The 17,957-nt window shown below is 36.9% G+C and carries 14 protein-coding genes; 9 read left to right on the forward strand and 5 right to left on the reverse strand.

Going from position 1 to position 17,957, the window contains the following annotated elements:
* The first annotated feature begins 283 nt into the window (after positions 1-283).
* Positions 284-703, forward strand: coding sequence for a VOC family protein (locus tag ACZ11_RS00610; protein ID WP_049662719.1), 420 nt, complete (start codon positions 284-286; stop codon positions 701-703).
* Between the two features lie 92 nt (positions 704-795).
* Here ACZ11_RS00610 and ACZ11_RS00615 read toward each other — a convergent pair whose 3' ends face one another.
* Positions 796-2,745: a methyl-accepting chemotaxis protein gene (locus ACZ11_RS00615; protein ID WP_049662720.1), complete on the reverse strand. Its 1,950-nt coding sequence runs from the start codon at positions 2,743-2,745 to the stop codon at positions 796-798.
* 540 nt (positions 2,746-3,285) lie between these two features.
* Between ACZ11_RS00615 and ACZ11_RS00620 the strand changes: the two genes are divergently transcribed.
* Positions 3,286-3,660 (forward strand): VOC family protein, encoded by a 375-nt coding sequence (locus tag ACZ11_RS00620; protein WP_049662721.1) that lies wholly within the window; start codon positions 3,286-3,288, stop codon positions 3,658-3,660.
* A gap of 102 nt (positions 3,661-3,762) precedes the next feature.
* On the opposite strand, the gene ACZ11_RS00625 is transcribed toward ACZ11_RS00620, so the two are convergent.
* A complete protein-coding gene (locus ACZ11_RS00625; protein ID WP_049662722.1) occupies positions 3,763-4,509 on the reverse strand; it encodes a hypothetical protein in 747 nt (248 codons plus the stop codon).
* A 271-nt stretch (positions 4,510-4,780) separates the two neighbouring features.
* Between ACZ11_RS00625 and ACZ11_RS00630 the strand changes: the two genes are divergently transcribed.
* The 5 genes from ACZ11_RS00630 to ACZ11_RS00650 all read left to right on the forward strand — a co-directional run bounded on the left by ACZ11_RS00630 (position 4,781) and on the right by ACZ11_RS00650 (position 9,415).
* Complete coding sequence (locus ACZ11_RS00630) at positions 4,781-5,953, forward strand: acyl-CoA dehydrogenase family protein (RefSeq protein WP_049662724.1); 1,173 nt, start codon at positions 4,781-4,783, stop codon at positions 5,951-5,953.
* Between the two features lie 28 nt (positions 5,954-5,981).
* Complete coding sequence (locus ACZ11_RS00635; RefSeq protein WP_049662725.1) at positions 5,982-6,851, forward strand: transporter substrate-binding domain-containing protein; 870 nt, start codon at positions 5,982-5,984, stop codon at positions 6,849-6,851.
* A 373-nt stretch (positions 6,852-7,224) separates the two neighbouring features.
* Positions 7,225-7,932, forward strand: coding sequence for an amino acid ABC transporter permease (locus ACZ11_RS00640; RefSeq protein WP_049662726.1), 708 nt, complete (start codon positions 7,225-7,227; stop codon positions 7,930-7,932).
* 12 nt (positions 7,933-7,944) lie between these two features.
* Positions 7,945-8,646 carry an amino acid ABC transporter permease gene (locus ACZ11_RS00645; protein ID WP_049662727.1) on the forward strand — a complete coding sequence of 234 codons (702 nt, stop codon included), beginning with the start codon at positions 7,945-7,947 and terminating at the stop codon, positions 8,644-8,646.
* Positions 8,647-8,659: 13 nt separating this feature from the next.
* Positions 8,660-9,415, forward strand: a complete 756-nt coding sequence (locus ACZ11_RS00650) for an amino acid ABC transporter ATP-binding protein (RefSeq protein ID WP_049662729.1) — start codon at positions 8,660-8,662, stop codon at positions 9,413-9,415.
* A gap of 62 nt (positions 9,416-9,477) precedes the next feature.
* Here ACZ11_RS00650 and helD read toward each other — a convergent pair whose 3' ends face one another.
* Positions 9,478-11,784: an RNA polymerase recycling motor HelD gene (helD, locus tag ACZ11_RS00655; RefSeq protein ID WP_049662731.1), complete on the reverse strand. Its 2,307-nt coding sequence runs from the start codon at positions 11,782-11,784 to the stop codon at positions 9,478-9,480.
* 1,636 nt (positions 11,785-13,420) lie between these two features.
* The gene (locus ACZ11_RS00665) at positions 13,421-14,611 is read right to left on the reverse strand and encodes a coenzyme F420-0:L-glutamate ligase (RefSeq protein WP_049662734.1); all 1,191 of its coding nucleotides are present in this window, start codon (positions 14,609-14,611) and stop codon (positions 13,421-13,423) included.
* Between the two features lie 261 nt (positions 14,612-14,872).
* On the opposite strand from ACZ11_RS00665, the gene ACZ11_RS00670 reads away from it, so the two are divergent.
* Positions 14,873-15,793, forward strand: coding sequence for a LysR family transcriptional regulator (locus ACZ11_RS00670; protein WP_049662736.1), 921 nt, complete (start codon positions 14,873-14,875; stop codon positions 15,791-15,793).
* Positions 15,794-15,811: 18 nt separating this feature from the next.
* Here the strand turns inward: ACZ11_RS00670 and ACZ11_RS00675 are convergent, their stop codons facing one another.
* Positions 15,812-16,699: a LysR family transcriptional regulator gene (locus tag ACZ11_RS00675; protein ID WP_049662739.1), complete on the reverse strand. Its 888-nt coding sequence runs from the start codon at positions 16,697-16,699 to the stop codon at positions 15,812-15,814.
* 112 nt (positions 16,700-16,811) lie between these two features.
* Here ACZ11_RS00675 and ACZ11_RS00680 point away from each other — a divergent pair, with 112 nt between their 5' ends.
* Positions 16,812-17,828: a YeiH family protein gene (locus ACZ11_RS00680; protein ID WP_049662740.1), complete on the forward strand. Its 1,017-nt coding sequence runs from the start codon at positions 16,812-16,814 to the stop codon at positions 17,826-17,828.
* Positions 17,829-17,957: the final 129 nt, after the last annotated feature.

Raw genomic sequence — 17,957 nt, forward strand, 5'->3', positions numbered from 1 at the left:
TTTACATTATTTTTGAGTAAATGTCAAAGCTTTTATCTAAATGAATAAAAAATTAGCAGGAAAGAACAGGAACTAAGCGAAATATAAAGATATACTATTTTTTCGTTATAGTATGGAAAATAGGAATAAGCGTATTGTTTCATAAGAAAAGTATTTAGTGGGAAATCCGCAATCTTTGTAGGAAAGTAAACCTTTATTGATCGTTTTATCTAAGATTTGTATTATTATTTGTTATCCATGTAAAATAGAATTGTTTCGAAAAATGACAAAGGGAGTGTTGGAAATGGCAGTAGAGGTCTACTTAATTTTTAAGGGAAATTGTCGAGAGGCTGTATCTTTTTATGAGAAAGTTTTTAATACGAACAAACCTGAAATTATGACATTTGGGGATTCACCACAGAATCCAAATTATCCATTACCAGAGGAAGCAAAAGATCTTGTGATGCATACGCGACTTTCGATTTTTGGAAGCACGGTAATGTTCTCAGATACATTCCCAGGCAGTCCATTTACGACTGGAAACAATGTAACGTTAGCCGTTGTCTCAGACGATGAGGCTCAGATGCGAAAAGCTTTTGACGGTCTTAAAGATGGTAGCGAAGTTAAAATGGAGCTGCAAGAAACGTTTTGGAGTAAATGCTACGGCTCCCTTACTGATAAATTTGGTATTGAATGGCAATTCAGTCATGAGGAAAATAAATAAAGATCAATTATGCCTCGGCATAATCGCGTGACATTGTTAATATTGAAAAGCACGATGTTTGGAAAATCTCCATTAACATCGTGCTTTTCTTTTTAGTATTTAAAACGATTTACATAGCTTTGTAATTCATAAGCCATATCGAGAAGTGCTTTTGAGGCTGCAGCCATTTCCTGCATCGAGGACAAAGTTTGTTCAGTTGAAGCGGCAACTTCCTCTGACGCTGCTGCATTTAATTTTGCATGATCTGTTAGCTCGATAGCCGTTGCCGAAACTTCTTCGACTACCGCTGACATCTCCTGAGCAGATGCAGATATATCCTCCATTTTCGGAGCAATATCGTGTAGGCTCTTAATAATGCTTGCAAATTTTTTACTTGTATCTTCTGTTAGCTGTAAACCATCCTGGACATCCGATGAAGCCTTAATCATTTTTTGAACAGATTTAGCGGTATCTTGCTGAATGCCTGTAATTAGGGCAGAAATTTGCTCTGCTGATTGATGGGATTGCTCTGCTAACTTCCGCACTTCATCGGCGACTACTGCAAAGCCTTTCCCATGCTCTCCAGCTCGCGCTGCTTCAATAGCAGCATTAAGGGCAAGTAGATTTGTTTGGTCTGAAATAGCACTAATAATCTCCAAAATAGACCCAATTTCTTTTGTTCGATCATAGAGTGATTTAATCATCGCATCTGATTGTGTCACAGATTCATGAATAGAAATCATTTGATTCACAGTTTGTTCTACTGCTTGCCCACCTTCATCGGCCAATTTTATAGCATGGCTAGATAAATCTGAAACCTGCATAGAGCTATCGGCGACCTCAACGACACCTTTTGCGATCTCTTCAATAGAAACTGCATTTTGGTCAATACCTGTTGTTTGTTTTTCTGTACTGATAGCCACCTGTTGCATAGCTTCTGTAACTTGCTCTGAAGCAGCTATATTTTGTTCGGCATTCGCAGATAGTCCATGCGCAGAAGTCTGTACGTGTTGGGAGCTTTGATCAACGTTACGAATAAGGTTTTTTAAGTTAACCTTCATTGCGATAAAGGCTTCCCCAAGCTGTCCAATCTCGTCTTTAGAATAAATGTCAATAAACTCTGTTAAATCACCCTCGCTAATTTTTATAGCGCTTTGTTTAAGTCGATTGATCGGATTAACGATCGATTTAATCATGAATAGCATAAAAATAATGCCGACAATAATAGAAACAGCGATGATTATTAAGTTGATATTAAAGGTCGAAGCTGCGGCTTTTGCAGCCTCGGCTGTAAACATTGTACCAACAACTTTCCAACCTGTTAGCTTATTTGTAACAAATTGTAGCTGACGATCTTTTTCTATAATGGTACCACTATCTTGTTCGTAGATTTTAGTAATATAGCTTTCCGTTGCTTCAGCACCACTTTCTTGATCGGGGTGGGCAATATATATCTTATTGCTGTCTAAAAGTGAAGCAAAGCCAGTTTCGCCAATATGTATATCATTCGTGATGGCACCAAGTTTAGATATATTTAAATCTAACCCTATTACTCCTGAGCCATCTGGTAAAGCCTGAGTAATCGTAAGAACGATATCACCTGTAGTCTGTGTAATGTATGGAGCTGTAATAGATACTTGGTCTTTGTTATCTAAAGCTTGCTTATACCAAGGCCTCGTACGCGGATCAAACCCACTAGGGTATTTTTGAGCAGGCTCATCTAGTAGTCTGCCATCAGAGGTTCCAATATAAATTAGCTCCACCTCTGGATGCATATTGATATATTCGCGGAAAAGAGATTTAAGTTCTGTAACTTTATCTTCTTGTAAATAAGATTGATTGAGCTTTTTAGTAAAGTATTGAACGTCCTTCACTTTTGGCTCGATCGTGTTAGTAATGTTCGTATTAAGCATGCGCACGCTTTCGGTTGCGCTTGCTTGTTGTTCTTCTGAAATTTGCTTTCCAGCACTTTGGTAAGACACAATTCCAATTAACAGTGTTGGGATGATAAGCATTGCCAAAAATGAAAAAATGAGCTTTTTCCTTAAACTTAGTTGTTTCACTTGAATGATCCTCACTATAATATTTGTATTTTAAACTTTGTTTTATCACCGAAAATTGAGTATGTGATCATGCCTTAGGACCAATCTTCTGCTGCTATCGCTTTCGGACAGAGAATACTTACTGATCTAAGAGGCTCATCGGATAGTATACACCCATGTTATGGTGATAGGTCTATACTTTACCGTTCTAGGTAAAAAATAGACGACTAGGCTCATTTTATCAAAAATAAAATAAAAGTTAAGTATTTTGTAATAACTGTTCTTTAATTGTAGATACCATCAACTTATAAACAATTATGCCTCGGCATAATTGTTGCTGTCGCTACGCTTACGCACAGAAGACATTTGTGGCTGTCACTGGCTTTCGCTACAGATAAACAATGCGTCCAGAATAGGCTTTGTGCTTAGGCTAACATCCGTTATAAACCCCTTTCCGATTCTGCGACATCCCTGAAAGAAATTAAATCGATAACGTTAGATATGACATATAAAGCTACTTTTTGATATATACTAATGCTCAAAAGAGGAGGGAATTGTTTCGTGATTCGACATATTGGACAAGTGATGTTGTATGTAAATGATCAGGATACGGCCGTGAAGTTTTGGACAGAAAAAATTGGATTTGTTGTAGTTGCTGACCAAGAAGAGGGAGGGGTACGTTGGATTGAAATTGCTCCAACTAAAGAAGCCCAAACTACCTTAGTTCTTCACAATAAAGAAATCATTGCAAAAATGCAGCCGGAGTTAAATTTAGGGACACCTTCTATTATGTTTTATGCTGAGCATATAGAAAATTTATATCAGGATTTTCAAGCAAAGGGCGTTAAAGTAGGAGATTTAGTAATGATGCCAATGGGTAGGGTTTTTAATTTTGCTGATCACGAAAATAATTATTTTGCCTTAGTAGAAAAATAAACCTTGTCCTATTAGTAGAAAAGCAAGAATCTCGTCAATTTCGCTTGTTCTGTGCGGAAATCGGACAGATACTTGCTTTTTTCCCTATATAAGTGCACTAGCCTACTTTAAATCTTCTCCAAAAATCCCTACAGTTTGACGGTCAACTATAAATTCATTGCCATCCCATTTCAAAATGTTTTCTACATAACCTAATCCATCTGCATGAAATCGGCCAGCTATAGCCTGATAAGCTAAAATCTCATATATTCCATCGCGTTCATAGTCCACTGGATACAATCCGCTGATTGGATCTACCCATCCTTCAATAGGCTGCTTTAGTGTACCGTCTTGATTATATATTTCTGCTAAATAATCCGGACCTTTGTATTGTAAATCGATGATATATTGCTTTTTTGGATTCATGCTACGAACGGCCACTTTATATTGATTTTGATAATTAACGGTATACTTTAGCTTATTATTAAAAGAAACTGCATCAAAAATTGAGCGTATTTTGCCGTTTATCGAGGCGAATATTTCCCCGTTAATAATACCTCCGCTACCTCCTGTGTCAGAAATAGCTAGAATATCGTCTAGATGATTGCCTGTAAAGTCTCCTAAAAATATAGTTGGGTTATAGCCGACGCTTTGTTTTAGCATTATTTTTTCGAATTGGTGCGTCTGTCCGTAAAAAATAGCAAGCGTTAGGTTTTTCCACAAAGGGCTATCAGGAGTTTTAGTCCCCATCAAAAGAACAGTTTCAAGTAAGCCATCTCCATTAATATCTCCAAATTTCGTCTGAATAACCTGAGGGGTCATAGGCGAAATGGGCACATTATTTAAGGGTGGATTCATATTATTAGTCATACATGCACCTCTTTCTTTAGTTTTAGCATATGTTATAAATAGGGCTTGGTGAAAAAAGAAGACATGTTAATAATGGATATAAAACTTATAAAAAAACTTATGATTAACCCATTGACATTTTTAAATGTGAAAAGTATCATAAATGTCAACGAATCAGAAAATTCAGTACCACCCATACTCTCGCTACGGAAACGTAGTTAGAGATTTTTTTACAACTTTAATTCTTAGTAAGTATATATGTTTTATATATTTTGGGAAGAAGGAGATTTTTTTGAAGAAATTATTTGTTAAAACAAAGCAACAGCAGTATTGGCTAGATCAGCTAGCATCTATTTCTGAGTCAATCAAGGCTGAGGCTAAAGAAGTAGATGAACAATCTCGTTTTCCATTTGAAGCACATAAACTACTTTTGCAAATTGGTTATCCCAAACTAACTTTACCGAAAGAATATGGCGGTGAAGGACTATCAGTCTATGATATGGTACTCGTTCAAGAAACGTTAGCAAGCTATGACGAGAATGCTTCACTATCTTTAGGGTGGACATTAGGCGTTGTAGGTGAACTATATGAGAAAAAGCTATGGTCAGACGATTTACTAAGTGCATTTGCTCAGGAAATACAGAAAGGTGCCATTATAAATAGAGCTGCAAGTGAGGCGGCAACTGGGAGTCCAACACGTGGAGGGCGACCAGGAACAAATGCTGTTTCAAGAGAGGAAGGCTGGCTCTTAAATGGACGTAAAATCTTTACGACAGCCTCTCCGGTGCTAGATTATTTCTTAACATCAGCGTGGATTGAGGAAAAAAATCAAATTGGCTTTTTCCTTATTCATAAAGATGCTCAAGGGCTTTCAATTGAAGAAAACTGGGAAATGTCAGCAATGCGAGGCACAAGTAGCCACGACCTAGTTTTAAAGGATGTAATTGTCCCTTCAAATCATTTGGTAGAGTTACCGAGTCACCCAAGTGGTGGCAAGATAAATGGTTGGATTCTACATATCCCAGCAACATACTTAGGTATTGCGCAAGCGGCTCGTGATTATGCACTGCATTTTGCAAATCATCATCAACCTAATAGCTTGAATGCTCCTATTAGTACATTACCAAATGTGCAGCAGCTTTTAGGCGATATTGAATTGAAGCTATATCAAGCACGCTTTGTACTGTACGGAGTTGCTGAGGCTTATGATGACCCAGCTAGACGTGATCTTTTAGCAAATGAAATGGCAGTTGCTAAGCATACAGTAACAAATTTGGCGATTGAGATAGTCGATAAGGCAATGCGTGTAGTAGGTGCGAAAAGCTTACAATTAACAAATCCATTACAGCGCTATTATCGAAATGTTCGTGCAGGACTACATAATCCACCGATGGATGATATGACAATTATTAAATTGGCAAATGTCGCAATAGAACAGCAAAAATCGAATGAAAATCAATTATAAAACCATGGAGAATAAGGGGACATGATATATGTTTAAACATAAGAAAAAGATTTTTCAATTGGCAGCAATCGGATTAGCTTCACTTGCTATTTTAGCGGGCTGTAATTCAGGTGAAGCTTCAGATAAAGAGTCAGAGGATGGCGCGAAAGTACGTACAGTGAAGGTTGCATTTGACCAGGCATCTAAGCCAATTAGTTATTTAGATGATAAAGGGAATCCAACAGGCTACGATGTGGAAGTCATGAAGCTAGTGGATGAGATGTTACCTGAATATAAGTTTGAATTTGTAGGCACGACTAGTGATGATTTACTAATTGGCGTTGAACAAGGTAAATATCAAGTGGGAGTAAAAAACGCCTTCTTTACGCAAGAACGTACAGAGAAGTTTATTTTCCCTAAAGAATTTTTAGGTTTAAGTAGTGCAGGTTTAGTATTACGTAAAGAAGATGAAGGTGTGAAAACTTTAGCCGACTTTGCGAAAAAAGGTTATTCATTAGCACCAATTGCTGCGAATAATGCTCAATACACAATTATTGATGAATATAATAAAGCAAACCCAGACAATAAAGTGAAATTACAAGCTGGAGATGCGTTTACTGTCGATGTTGTGCAATGGGTAAATGAAAAACGTGTCGATGGTGGTGTTATGATTGAAGGTCCATTTAAACAACAAGTTTCAGCAGAAGATGGCCCATATCATAATTTAAAGGATGACGTAGTTTACAACGAATTTGCCGTTATTAAAACATGGCCGCTGTTCAATAAAAAGGAACAAGAATTTGCAGATGCTTACGATAAAGCTATAGCAAAAATTAAAGAGCAAAAGAAAACAAATGAATTAAGCACTAAATTTTACGGCCGAGATTTATTTGAAGTGTTAGATTCTGTGAATCGCTAATAGGCGGTAGCTGGTCAGTGAAAACTCCTCTTTTGAAGAGAAAGTGTTAGCAGCTACTATCAGATAAAAGGCTGTTGAGTCAGTATACTCAGCAGTCTTTATTAACTTCTTTCAGCAAATGTCTTCTGTAGCGAAAGCGAAGCGTCAGCTACAAATGTTTTCAGTAACGAAAGTGAAACGGCAGTTACAAATGTCTTCTGTAGCGACAGCAACAACACACGACTGGGTGACCAACATCACATTGGCCCAAAGCCTCCGGCGGATGTCACAGAATCGGGAAGGAGTTCTTTGTGCGAGCACAAAGCCGATTTGGACGCAATTATGTCGAGGCATAATTAATTAGAAAGAGAATTATATAAAAGTTGGTGAGGAAATGGAGAAGTATTTTGATGCATCATATATTTGGAACTCAATTCCTGTATTATTGCCGTTTTTAAAAGTTACCTTCTTAGTCGCAGGATCTTCCATTGTACTAGGCACAATATTGGGCTTACTACTAGCGGCTGCCAAGTTAAGTTCAATAAAATTGCTGCGAAAATTAGCGAACTTATATACAACGATTATGCGTTGTACACCATCTATCGTTTTATTATTCCTTGTATACTATGGTGTTCCGGCGTTAGCGGAAAACTTCGGCATAAATCTCCATTCGATTGAAACAGCCATTTTCGTAGTCGTAACGTTCACTTTACAGTTTGCGGCGATTATGTCAGAAGTTATTCGTTCTGCTTATTTAGCGATTGATAAAGGGCAATTTGAAGCGGCTGTTAGTGTGGGATTAACGCCATTTCAGGCCTATCGACGTATTATTTTCCCGCAGGCACTCGTTATCGCTTTACCGAACTTTGGGAATGGAATGATTGCCTTATTACAAGAAGGAGCGCTCGCTTATACAATCGGCTTAATTGATATTGTCGGAAAGGCAAATTTAATTATTGCAAGTAATATTAATGCACATGCATTAGAAATATATATTGCTTTAGCGATTGTTTATTGGGTGCTGTCGATTATTATAGAAAAGTTCTTCTCAATGCTAGAAAAGTTCTTTGGTAAGGGGAAAAAGACATTAGAAACAACGTAAGGAGGCGTAACCATGAATTATCAATTTTTAGTTGAAACATTTTTTGTTGCATTATCAGGTGTACCTATCGCACTCCTTGTGACAATTGTTGCTATGCTTGTTGCTCTACCACTTAGCTTTCTACTAGCACTAACACGAATCAATAAAATCCCAGTAATCCATCATTTAGCAAAAATTTATGTCTCCTTTGTTCGAGGTACACCTATAATCATTCAAATCTTTATAATCTATAGTAGTATCCCATTACTACTTAAAATGATTTTTGAAAAATATAATATTGCCTATGATATTTATAAAATCAATCCGATTTGGTATGCATTTATCGTCTTTGCATTTAGTACAACGGCAATATTAATTGAGGTATTTCGTTCTGCTTTAAGTACGATTGAAAAAGGTCAGCTAGAGGCTGCTCATGCAGTAGGCTTAACAACATTTCAAGCCTATCGCCGTATTATTATTCCACAGGCTTTAGTAGTAGCTATGCCAAATATTTGTACGGCTACAGTCAATCTCATTAAAGCGACGTCTTTAGGCTATGCAATGTCCTTACCTGAAATTACATTAAAGGCTAAGGTAGCTGCAAATGTTGGTTACAATTACGTAGAAGCATATATTGATATTTTCATTGTGTACTTAATTTTATGTAGTACGGTTGAATACATTTTTAAACGATATGAAAAACATTTAAGTAAATTCAAAGTGGCAAAAGCCTAAGGGGTGAACGAGTATGCTAGAAATTAAAAATATTCATAAATCATTCGGTGACAATGAAATTTTAAAGGGTGTCGATTTAGCCATTGATAAAGGCGATGTTGTTGTTATTTTAGGACCCAGCGGCTCAGGAAAAACTACATTATTACGATGCATTAACTTTTTAGAGAAAGCCGACCAAGGACATGCGACATTTGGCGATATCCAAGTGGATTTTCAAAATGTGAAGAAGAAGGACGTACATTCGATTCGTCAACGTGTAGCCTTTGTATTTCAAAACTATAATCTTTTCACGAATAAAACAGCGCTAGAAAATGTTACAGAAGGGCTTATTATAGGACGTAAAATTCCGAAGGCAGAAGCGATTGAAATTGGCAAAAAGGCGCTTGATAAAGTAGGCTTATCAGAAAAATATGATGCCTATCCAAGTCAATTGTCAGGAGGTCAGCAGCAACGAGTAGGTATTGCACGAGCAGTAGCATTAAATCCTGATATTATTTTATTTGATGAACCGACTTCTGCGCTAGATCCAGAGTTAGTAGGAGAGGTCCTTCAGGTTATGAAGAACATTGCGGCAGAGGGAACAACGATGCTTGTGGTCACACATGAAATGGGCTTTGCAAAAGATGTTGCAAACCGAGTGATTTTTATGGACGGCGGTGTCGTTGTAGAGGAAGGGAGTCCTCATGATATATTTGTTAATCCGAAAGAGGAGCGCACAAAGAAATTCTTAAAACGTGTTCTTCCAGAGGACTATACGTACTACATTTAAAGATAAAAAGAAGAGAATCTGTAAGCCTTCAATCGAGGCATGCAGATTCTCCTTTTTGATAATTAAAGATTTAAAAAATGTGTTAACTCGTTAATGGAATAGATGTGCAATTCGTGCATGGCTCGTGTACATGCTGTGTAGAAATAATTACGTTCTGTTTCTCTAGCATAATTAGCTGCGGAGGCGTTGTATATCAAGACTGCATCGAATTCAATTCCTTTAGCCATATAAGCTGGTAATAGTAAAATACCTTTTTTAAATTGTTTTGTATTATGGGTAATGAGTTGAATATCTACTTGGTCTTTCATTTTATCAAAAACCTTCGTACACTCTTGCTCTGTTTTACAGATGACTGCAATTGTTTCGAAATTTAGTGACAAGCTGTTAATCTTTTCGACAAGCTTTTCAGTTAAATCGATTTCATTCGGCACAATCGTGATGGTTGGTTCGGGACCAGTTCTATTAAAGGCTTCTACTTTGGCGTCCTCATGTAAAATCTTCGAAGTAAGGTGAATAATTTGTTTTGTTGAGCGATAACTTTTCGTTAATATCATTTTTTCTGCTTGTTCACCATACAATTGTGGTGTCAGCAGTGAAGGGTTTTTAAAGGTATGAGGATGGATGGTTTGATGCCCATCGCCCAATATAGTCATACGTGCACGTGGGAATAATTGTTGTAATACAAATAGCTGAAATGGAGAATAGTCTTGTGCTTCATCAATTAAAACATGACGAATCATCGTATTTGTTCGTTGACCTTCTATTTTGTCCTGTAAGTATAAAAATGGAGCGGCATCTTCATACGAAATAATGCGCTTTGCTAAATTAGGGAGTGTATGCTGACAGATTTCTTCCCAATGGTCAGGTAAAAGGTTCTGCAATTGCTGATGAATAGATTTGTTCATGTCAAACAATTGACGATAAATGCCTAACATATGAACGAACTTTAATTGCTTCACAGATTGACGAAGTGGCTTAAACTGCTTTTTGACAATTTGGATAGCTATTTTCTTGCGTTCTTGCTCGAAATCATCAAAAGAGTTTTCTGAAAACCGACCTTCATGTAAAAGCTCGCTATAGGTTTTCGTATACTCTTCAATGTCTAAAAGTTCACTGGCTTCTTCTACCCATTCTTTTGTTCGTTCTGCCTTTTCAAATTTCGACAATTGTTGTAATAACCATTCTTTCACTAATTGCAGTCGATTTGGGATGGGAATTGAAGAATTGAAGGAATAAAAGTATTCAGCAATTTCTTGAGCGGTAATAATTCTTTCTCCGCGAAAAACAATATTTTTAAACAGCAAACCTTCATTTGCAAGGTACTCAATATATGTGTCCATCAATTCTCGATATTGGAGGCTAGCTTTAAAAGAAATAATCGAAAGCTTCATTTGGTAGAGAGATTCATCTTGCTCTGTTAAAAGTGACTCCAATTGCTCATAAGGATATTCTAATTGGAACTGTCGACCTAAACGTTTTGTTGCATATTCGGAAAAGGTTAATTGCTGCATATTATCTTCACCTAAATCCGGTAAAACGGTATTAACATATTGATTAAAAAGCTGATTAGGTGTAATCAATAAAATTTGATCAGCAGTAATTTCGTCTCGATAATGATATAACAAATAAGCAACACGTTGTAGAGCAACAGCTGTTTTTCCACTACCCGCAACACCCTCTACGATTAGATAAGGAGTGTTGACATGTCGAATAATTTTATTTTGCTCAGCTTGAATCGTTGCTACGATGCTACGGATATGTTCGTTTGTATTTTGAGCGAGAATATCGAGTAATAAATCATCACCAATAGTTAAACCGGTATTAAACATCGATTGTAATTGACCATTCTTAATGATAAATTGCCGTTTTAAAAGCATTTCTCCTTGAATTTCTTCAGTCGCCGTTTCATAAGTAGCTGGGCCAGGAGTGTAATCATAATACATACTTGCTATAGGAGCTCGCCAATCATAAATTAATATGTTCTCATGCTCTTCATCCATTAAAGTTGCTACACCGATATAAATCTTTAAAGGTTCATTATGATCATCCTGTAAAAAATCAATGCGAGCAAAATAGGGTGATTGCTGTAGACGGTCATAAATTTTTACATCTTTGATGACACGTTGCTGAGCATGCTGAGAATCGGATAAGAGCTCCGCCTGTTGTTTAATAGCATAAAAGGTCTCGTCTATATCCTCTGGCGTATCTAAATTCACTCTGACGTCGTCCCAAAAGGTCTTCTTTAATGTTAAAACATTGTCTCTAACATGCTTTTCCTTTTGTAGTAACTCCTCTTTTTTGTGACCAACTGTGTTTAAACAAAGAACAAGATACTGTTTTTCTTCTGTCCATTCATATTGCTTTTCCAACGTTACTCACATTCCTCTCCATATAATACTTTGCATGATTTTTTTATTCTTTCAGCAATTGTTTAGTAGCGAAAGCGAAGCGCCAGCTACAATTATTTTCTGTAGCGAAAGCGAAGCGCCAGCTACAAATGTCTCCCGCCTCAATAGGTGGTGAGATGATTCCGGATGCCATTATGCCGAGGCATAATTGATTCGGGAAATTTATCATACAGCTAGATAGGAAAGAAGTATAGTCTAGTATTTTTGGCAAATTTATGATATAATATATTTATAAGAGAAAATCATATTTTTAATAAAAAAGACTGTTCCTGAAAAAGTTGGAGCAGTCTTTTTTTGTAGCCTGATTCCCTTCTGGGGGAGTGTTGTTTTTATGGATATTCACTAATATTTTGGTTGCATCATGTGTATAAGTTGATTGTGTGGAGGCTGAGCTAATTCTTGGGGATCGACGTCACGGATGAGACTCTGGAGCGAGTGGATGGGGGAATGAAGGCTAAAAGCATCACGTCCTATGATAACGCCTGACCAACCTCCTGCTGTTGTTGCTGCCACTGTCTCTTTGCTTTCGCGCAGACAAAAACACGTTGATGCCGCTTCGTTAGCGCTACGCTTTGCCACAAATATACATCTGTTGCTCAAAGAGTTTAGCCGGAACGAAGATTTATCCCTGTGCGCCTTCGTTATCATTTTAACCATCAAAAATTAATCTCTATACTTTTAGAGTTAAGTTGATGGTTATTTTTTGATAAGTAATAAAAATTGGAGTTAATCGCTAACTAAAGAGTGTGTTTCTATAAACGATATAGACAGTTGAAAAAGGGGGGTAACCGAAGGTGATACATACAGTTTGGTTACCTGGAAGTGGTGGGGGTGCGTTTGTTGAGGGGTCGGCAAAAATAAAAATACACTTATTCTTTCAAGTGATGATATAAGTTAAAGTTATTATTTGGTGACGCTATAAGGTAGAAATCGCGAATGGTATTCTGTGTTTTGTGTGAGCGTTTAAATATGGTAAAAGGTCAATCAGTTAGTGCTGATGTGACAAATATTGAACAGGACGCAAGATATTCGCGCCAGGTAAATTGTCGGGTGTATCGATATACAAATGTTATTTTTTTGATATAACGCATGTGTTGTTTATATCAAAAAAACAATAAAAAAGAGAAAAGTTCCGATAGTGATAATGGAAAAAAGGAGAAGGAATTTAAAGTTTCCGATATTGAGGGAGGGGGTTGAAGAGGTTCATATTGTGCAAGAAGCGAGTATGTATGAAATCTCAAAAGAGCAATTTATATCACTAATCTAGAGCCGACCCACATATGAGGAGCTTTTTATAAATATATGAATGAAAACAGTGCATTATGCAACTGAACTAGGGATTGAAACGGTTATATTATATTGAGGCATTTTCGAGAAGTAGAAATAAAGAAGACGTTTACAGGAAAATCACTTCTTGGAGGTGAGCAGGAAGGGTATGTTAATAGAAATGTGAATATGAGGAAGTAAGCAGTGGCAGTGTGCCCCTTTTATAGTTTTGCCTTTTAGCAAGTTTTACGGGAATATCGTCAACATTGAAGGTCAGCTCTATAAAAAATGAACTCCCAAGTGAAAATAGGAGTTCATTTTTTATAGCTTTTTATTTTGTATAGTTATCGAAATAACCTTGAATATAAATCATAGGAGTACCTTTGTCACCTGAACCTGAAGTTAAGTCTGAAAGAGAGCCAATTAGGTCTGTTAAACGACGAGGCGTTGTACCTTGAGCGGCCATTTTCCCAGTTAAATCTTCGTCTTTGTTTTGGATATACTCAGAAATTGCTGCTTTTAATTCTTCGCCACGAAGATTCGCAAAATCATTATCTGCTAAGTATTTTAGTTTTACTTCGTTTGGTGTGCCATCTAATCCGGCAGTGTAAGCTGGAGAAACAACAGGGTCAGCTAACTCCCAGATCTTCCCTACAGGATCTTTAAACGCACCATCACCGTAAACCATTACTTCAACTGTTTTACCAGTAGCTTCTTTGATTTTTGCTTGAATGCCATCGACAATTGGTTGGCAAGTGTGTGGGAATAATTTCACGCTATCTTCAGTAGCTTTATTTGAACCAAGTAGACCATACTCCGCATTGAAGCCAGAACCGTTATTAGATTCAGATAAAATATTATCAAGACTGTATATTTTTTCAGCGCCATTAGCCGTTAAAATACGTTTTGTTCGTAAGCGTGTATGAATATCACAAGTTAATACACTCTTCGTAAAGTCTAAAATTGTTTTTGGGTTATTTGAAAAGATAACTTCACAAGAAGCGCCCTCAGCTTCAATCAGTTCTTTATAATATTCGATATAATCTACGCCTGTAAATGTATGTTTTTTATAGCCGAAATGCTCACGGAATTCAACCTCAGTTAAAGTATCTGTCCAAGGATTAATCCCTTTTACATCTAGCTCATCGATATCCACTAGATGATTCCCAACCTCGTCAGATGGATAGCTAAGCATAAGAACGACTTTTTTCACGCCTTTTGCAATGCCACGTAAGCAGTTAGCGAAACGATTACGGCTTAGAATTGGGAAAATAACACCAACAGTATCGTCACCAAATTTAGCAGCTACGTCCGCTGCGATGTCATCGATGGATGCGTAGTTACCTTGTGCACGCGCTACGACAGATTCTGTTACTGTGACGATGTCACGATCTTCAATTGAATAGCCTTCAGTCTTTGCTGCGTTTAATACCGTCTCAACAACGATTTGCTCAATATTATCGCCTTCGTTAATAATCGGACCACGAAGACCTCTTACTACTGTACCAACTACACGTTCCAAAATAATCTCTCCTTATTAATAGATAAATGTATGATTAATTGTTATGTCTCAGCATAATTGTAGCTGTCGCTTTGCTTTCGCTACAGATAAACAATGCGTCTGGAATCGGATGTAGGCCACAAAGACCTCCTTACCGGTTCCTTTTCGCTAACTGAAAAAAGTTAAATATTGTGAAATTAAACCAATATGGTTTTACTATACGCCCCTTTAGTGATATAAGTAAAATTAATAGTTCGTATAATAGCTATAAGGGGTGCTTATATGATAGGAAAATTGGATTTATATCGTGTTTTTAGTATTGTTGCTAAAAACAATAGCTTTTCGAGAGCGGCTAAAGACTTATTTATGACTCAACCAGCTGTTAGTCAAGCTATGATGCAATTAGAAAAGGAGCTAGGTACACGTCTCTTTAATCGAACACCTAAAGGGGTGACGTTAACAACTGAGGGTAGCCTTCTATACGAGTATACGAATTCAGCTTTAGGCCTTTTAGATGCGGGTGAGGAGAAGTTGTTAGAATTTAAAAATTTAACAACAGGCCAGTTGAAAATAGGGGTAGGGGACACTATTTCGCGTTTCTTTTTAATGCCTTATCTAGAGGCGTTTCATACAATGTATCCAAATATCAAATTGCAAATGTTAAATGGAACAACCTCGGAAATTTGTAATTTTATTAAATCCGGTGAGGTTGATATAGGACTTTGTAATTTTCCGATAGAAGATTCGACGTTACAGTTAACCGCTTGCACAGAGGTTCAAGATATTTTTGTATGCGGTGAGAAGTACAAAACGTTGGCGTCAAAAAGCGTAAGCTTTGAGGATTTGTTAAAGTTTCCACTTGTTTTTTTAGAGAAAAAATCAAATTCAAGAAAGTACGTAGAAGATTATTTATTTGCAAGAGGGATCCGCATTGAACCTGAGTTTGAGCTTGGTTCGCATGATTTAGTGCTGGAATTTGCACGTAGTAACTTAGGGATTGCCTGTGTAACGAAAGAATTTTCTAAGGTTTATTTGCAGCGAGGACTTTTATATGAGCTAACATTAACAGACAGTATTCCAACACGAAGCATTGGCATGTGCTATTTGAAAAGTGTACCTTTATCTCGAGCAGCATTGAAATTTGTAGAAATTATTGAGCAAAAGCAGGAGCGTAAACGTCTACATTCAAGAATAATAAAGTGAGCTTAGCGACTTAACCCGCTAAGCTTTCTTTAATAGTGCCTCCAAAAGAATGTCAACATTGCGTTTATTTTTCATTGTAGGAGAGTACAAATAAGAAAATGTTCGTATAAAATGCTGTTCCTCGAGAGGTAAGATTTTTATATCGTTATTTTTTAATTCGCGCTCAATGACACAAGCAGACAATAATGAAAGTCCAAGCCCCTGTATAACGCTTTCTTTCACACCTTGATTACTACTAATAGTAAGAAGTGAACGTACTTGAAGCCCGTTTGCTCTAAATAAATGATCTAAATAATAACGTGTGCCAGAACCTTCTTCTCGTGCAACCCAGTTTTGCTGCTGCAAGTCCGCAACCGTAATCGTTGACTCCTTTGCAAGAGGATTATTACTTGCACTGACAATAAATAACTCATCTTGCATAAACGGTTTAATAAGAAGTTCATGGTCTTGTGCTTGTGCTTGTCCTTCAATAAGACCGATATCGACTTGTAAAAATTTTGTATATTGAATGATTTCTTTCGTATTGCCAATAATAACTTGAAGCTCTAGCTGAGGGAATTGCTGTTGCAAGCTCGCTATGATAGGAGGCAATATATATTCCCCAATGGTAAAGCTAGCACCAATCACAAGTGTACCTTGAATTTCATGGTGATAGGTTAAAATATCTTCCCTTGCTGCCTCGGCAATGGCCATCATTTGCTTAGCTCGTTTATATAAAATTTCTCCAGTTGGTGTGATTTGTACAGATTTTGGTGAACGGATAAATAAGGTTGTTTGAAATTCTTGCTCTAAATTTTTAATGTGTAAACTGACACTTGGCTGTGAAATATGAAGTATTTCAGAGGCTTTCGTAAAATTATTGACCTCCACTAGTGTGATGAATGTTCTTAAAGCGTCAAATTGCATATTATTACCCCTATCATTAGAAATATTAATAATTATGATTATATATATGTATTTTACTGATGATTAACTTTCTAATAAAGTAAAATTATCAAGGATGAAAGAAGTGAACAACATGGATAATGGCCAGCATAGGTTAAAAAGTTTCCTGACCCCAGCGTTTATGAAGGGGATATTGTTGACTCTCATTATTGCTTTAGTAGCAAAGTATATTTCGACATTTCCGTTCTTCTCAATATTAGGGCAACTTGTCATTGCCATTATATTGGGTATGGCTTGGAGAGCGGCATTTAAGGTGCAGGATTCTTGGCAAACAGGCATAACATTTTCAAGTAAAAAATTATTACGCCTAGGCATTATTTTTCTAGGTATGCGTTTAAATTTAGCGGATATTTACAATGCTGGAGCAAGCGTTTTTCTTATTGCGTTTATTAATCTGGTATTTGCTTTAGTGGTTGTCTATGGCTTAACGAAGGTATTTCATGTCGATAAGAAGCTAGGCATACTAACAGCTTGTGGCACAGCTATTTGCGGGGCTGCTGCGGTTGTCGCTATTGCTCCTCAAATTAAAGCAAATGAAAAAGAAACAGCAGTGGGCGCAGCGATAGTCGCATTACTAGGGACTGTATTCACATTAGTCTACACGGTGTTATACTCAGTATTTAACTTAACTCCTACTGAATACGGTATTTTTACGGGAGGCACGCTACATGAAATTGCTCATGTTATTGCAGCAGCTTCAGCTGGTGGAAATGAAGCCGTTGATATGGCAGTTATTGTGAAGCTAACACGTGTCGCATTGCTTGTACCGGTAGCGATAGTCATCGGTATTTTATATCGAAGAATTGATACGGATCAGGAAAAGAAAGGATTTTCACTGTCGATAATTCCATGGTTTATTCTTGGATTTTTAGCGATGAGTGCTATCAATTCGTTAGGGATTGTACCAGCTAGTGTAGCGCAAACTTTTGTAAATATCGCTTATATTTTAATTGGAATGGCGATGGCTGGACTAGGTTTAAATGTAGAAATTAAAACCTTTAAACAATTAGGCGTAAAAGCGTTTATTGCAGGACTTATCGGCTCGGTTTGCTTATCAATAGTTGGCTATGTTTTAGTTATTTTCATGTAATAAAGTATAAAAAATCCTGCATTTTCGAAAATGCAGGATTTTTTTAGATAGAATCAGAAGATATTTTAGTTTTTATCCCACTTCTTCGTAAATAGGTGGGGATATGGTTAGTCTAGGCATAATTGCGCC

The sequence above is a fragment of the Lysinibacillus xylanilyticus genome (assembly GCF_001183605.1).
GTDB classification, from domain to species: Bacteria; Bacillota; Bacilli; order Bacillales_A; family Planococcaceae; genus Lysinibacillus; species Lysinibacillus xylanilyticus.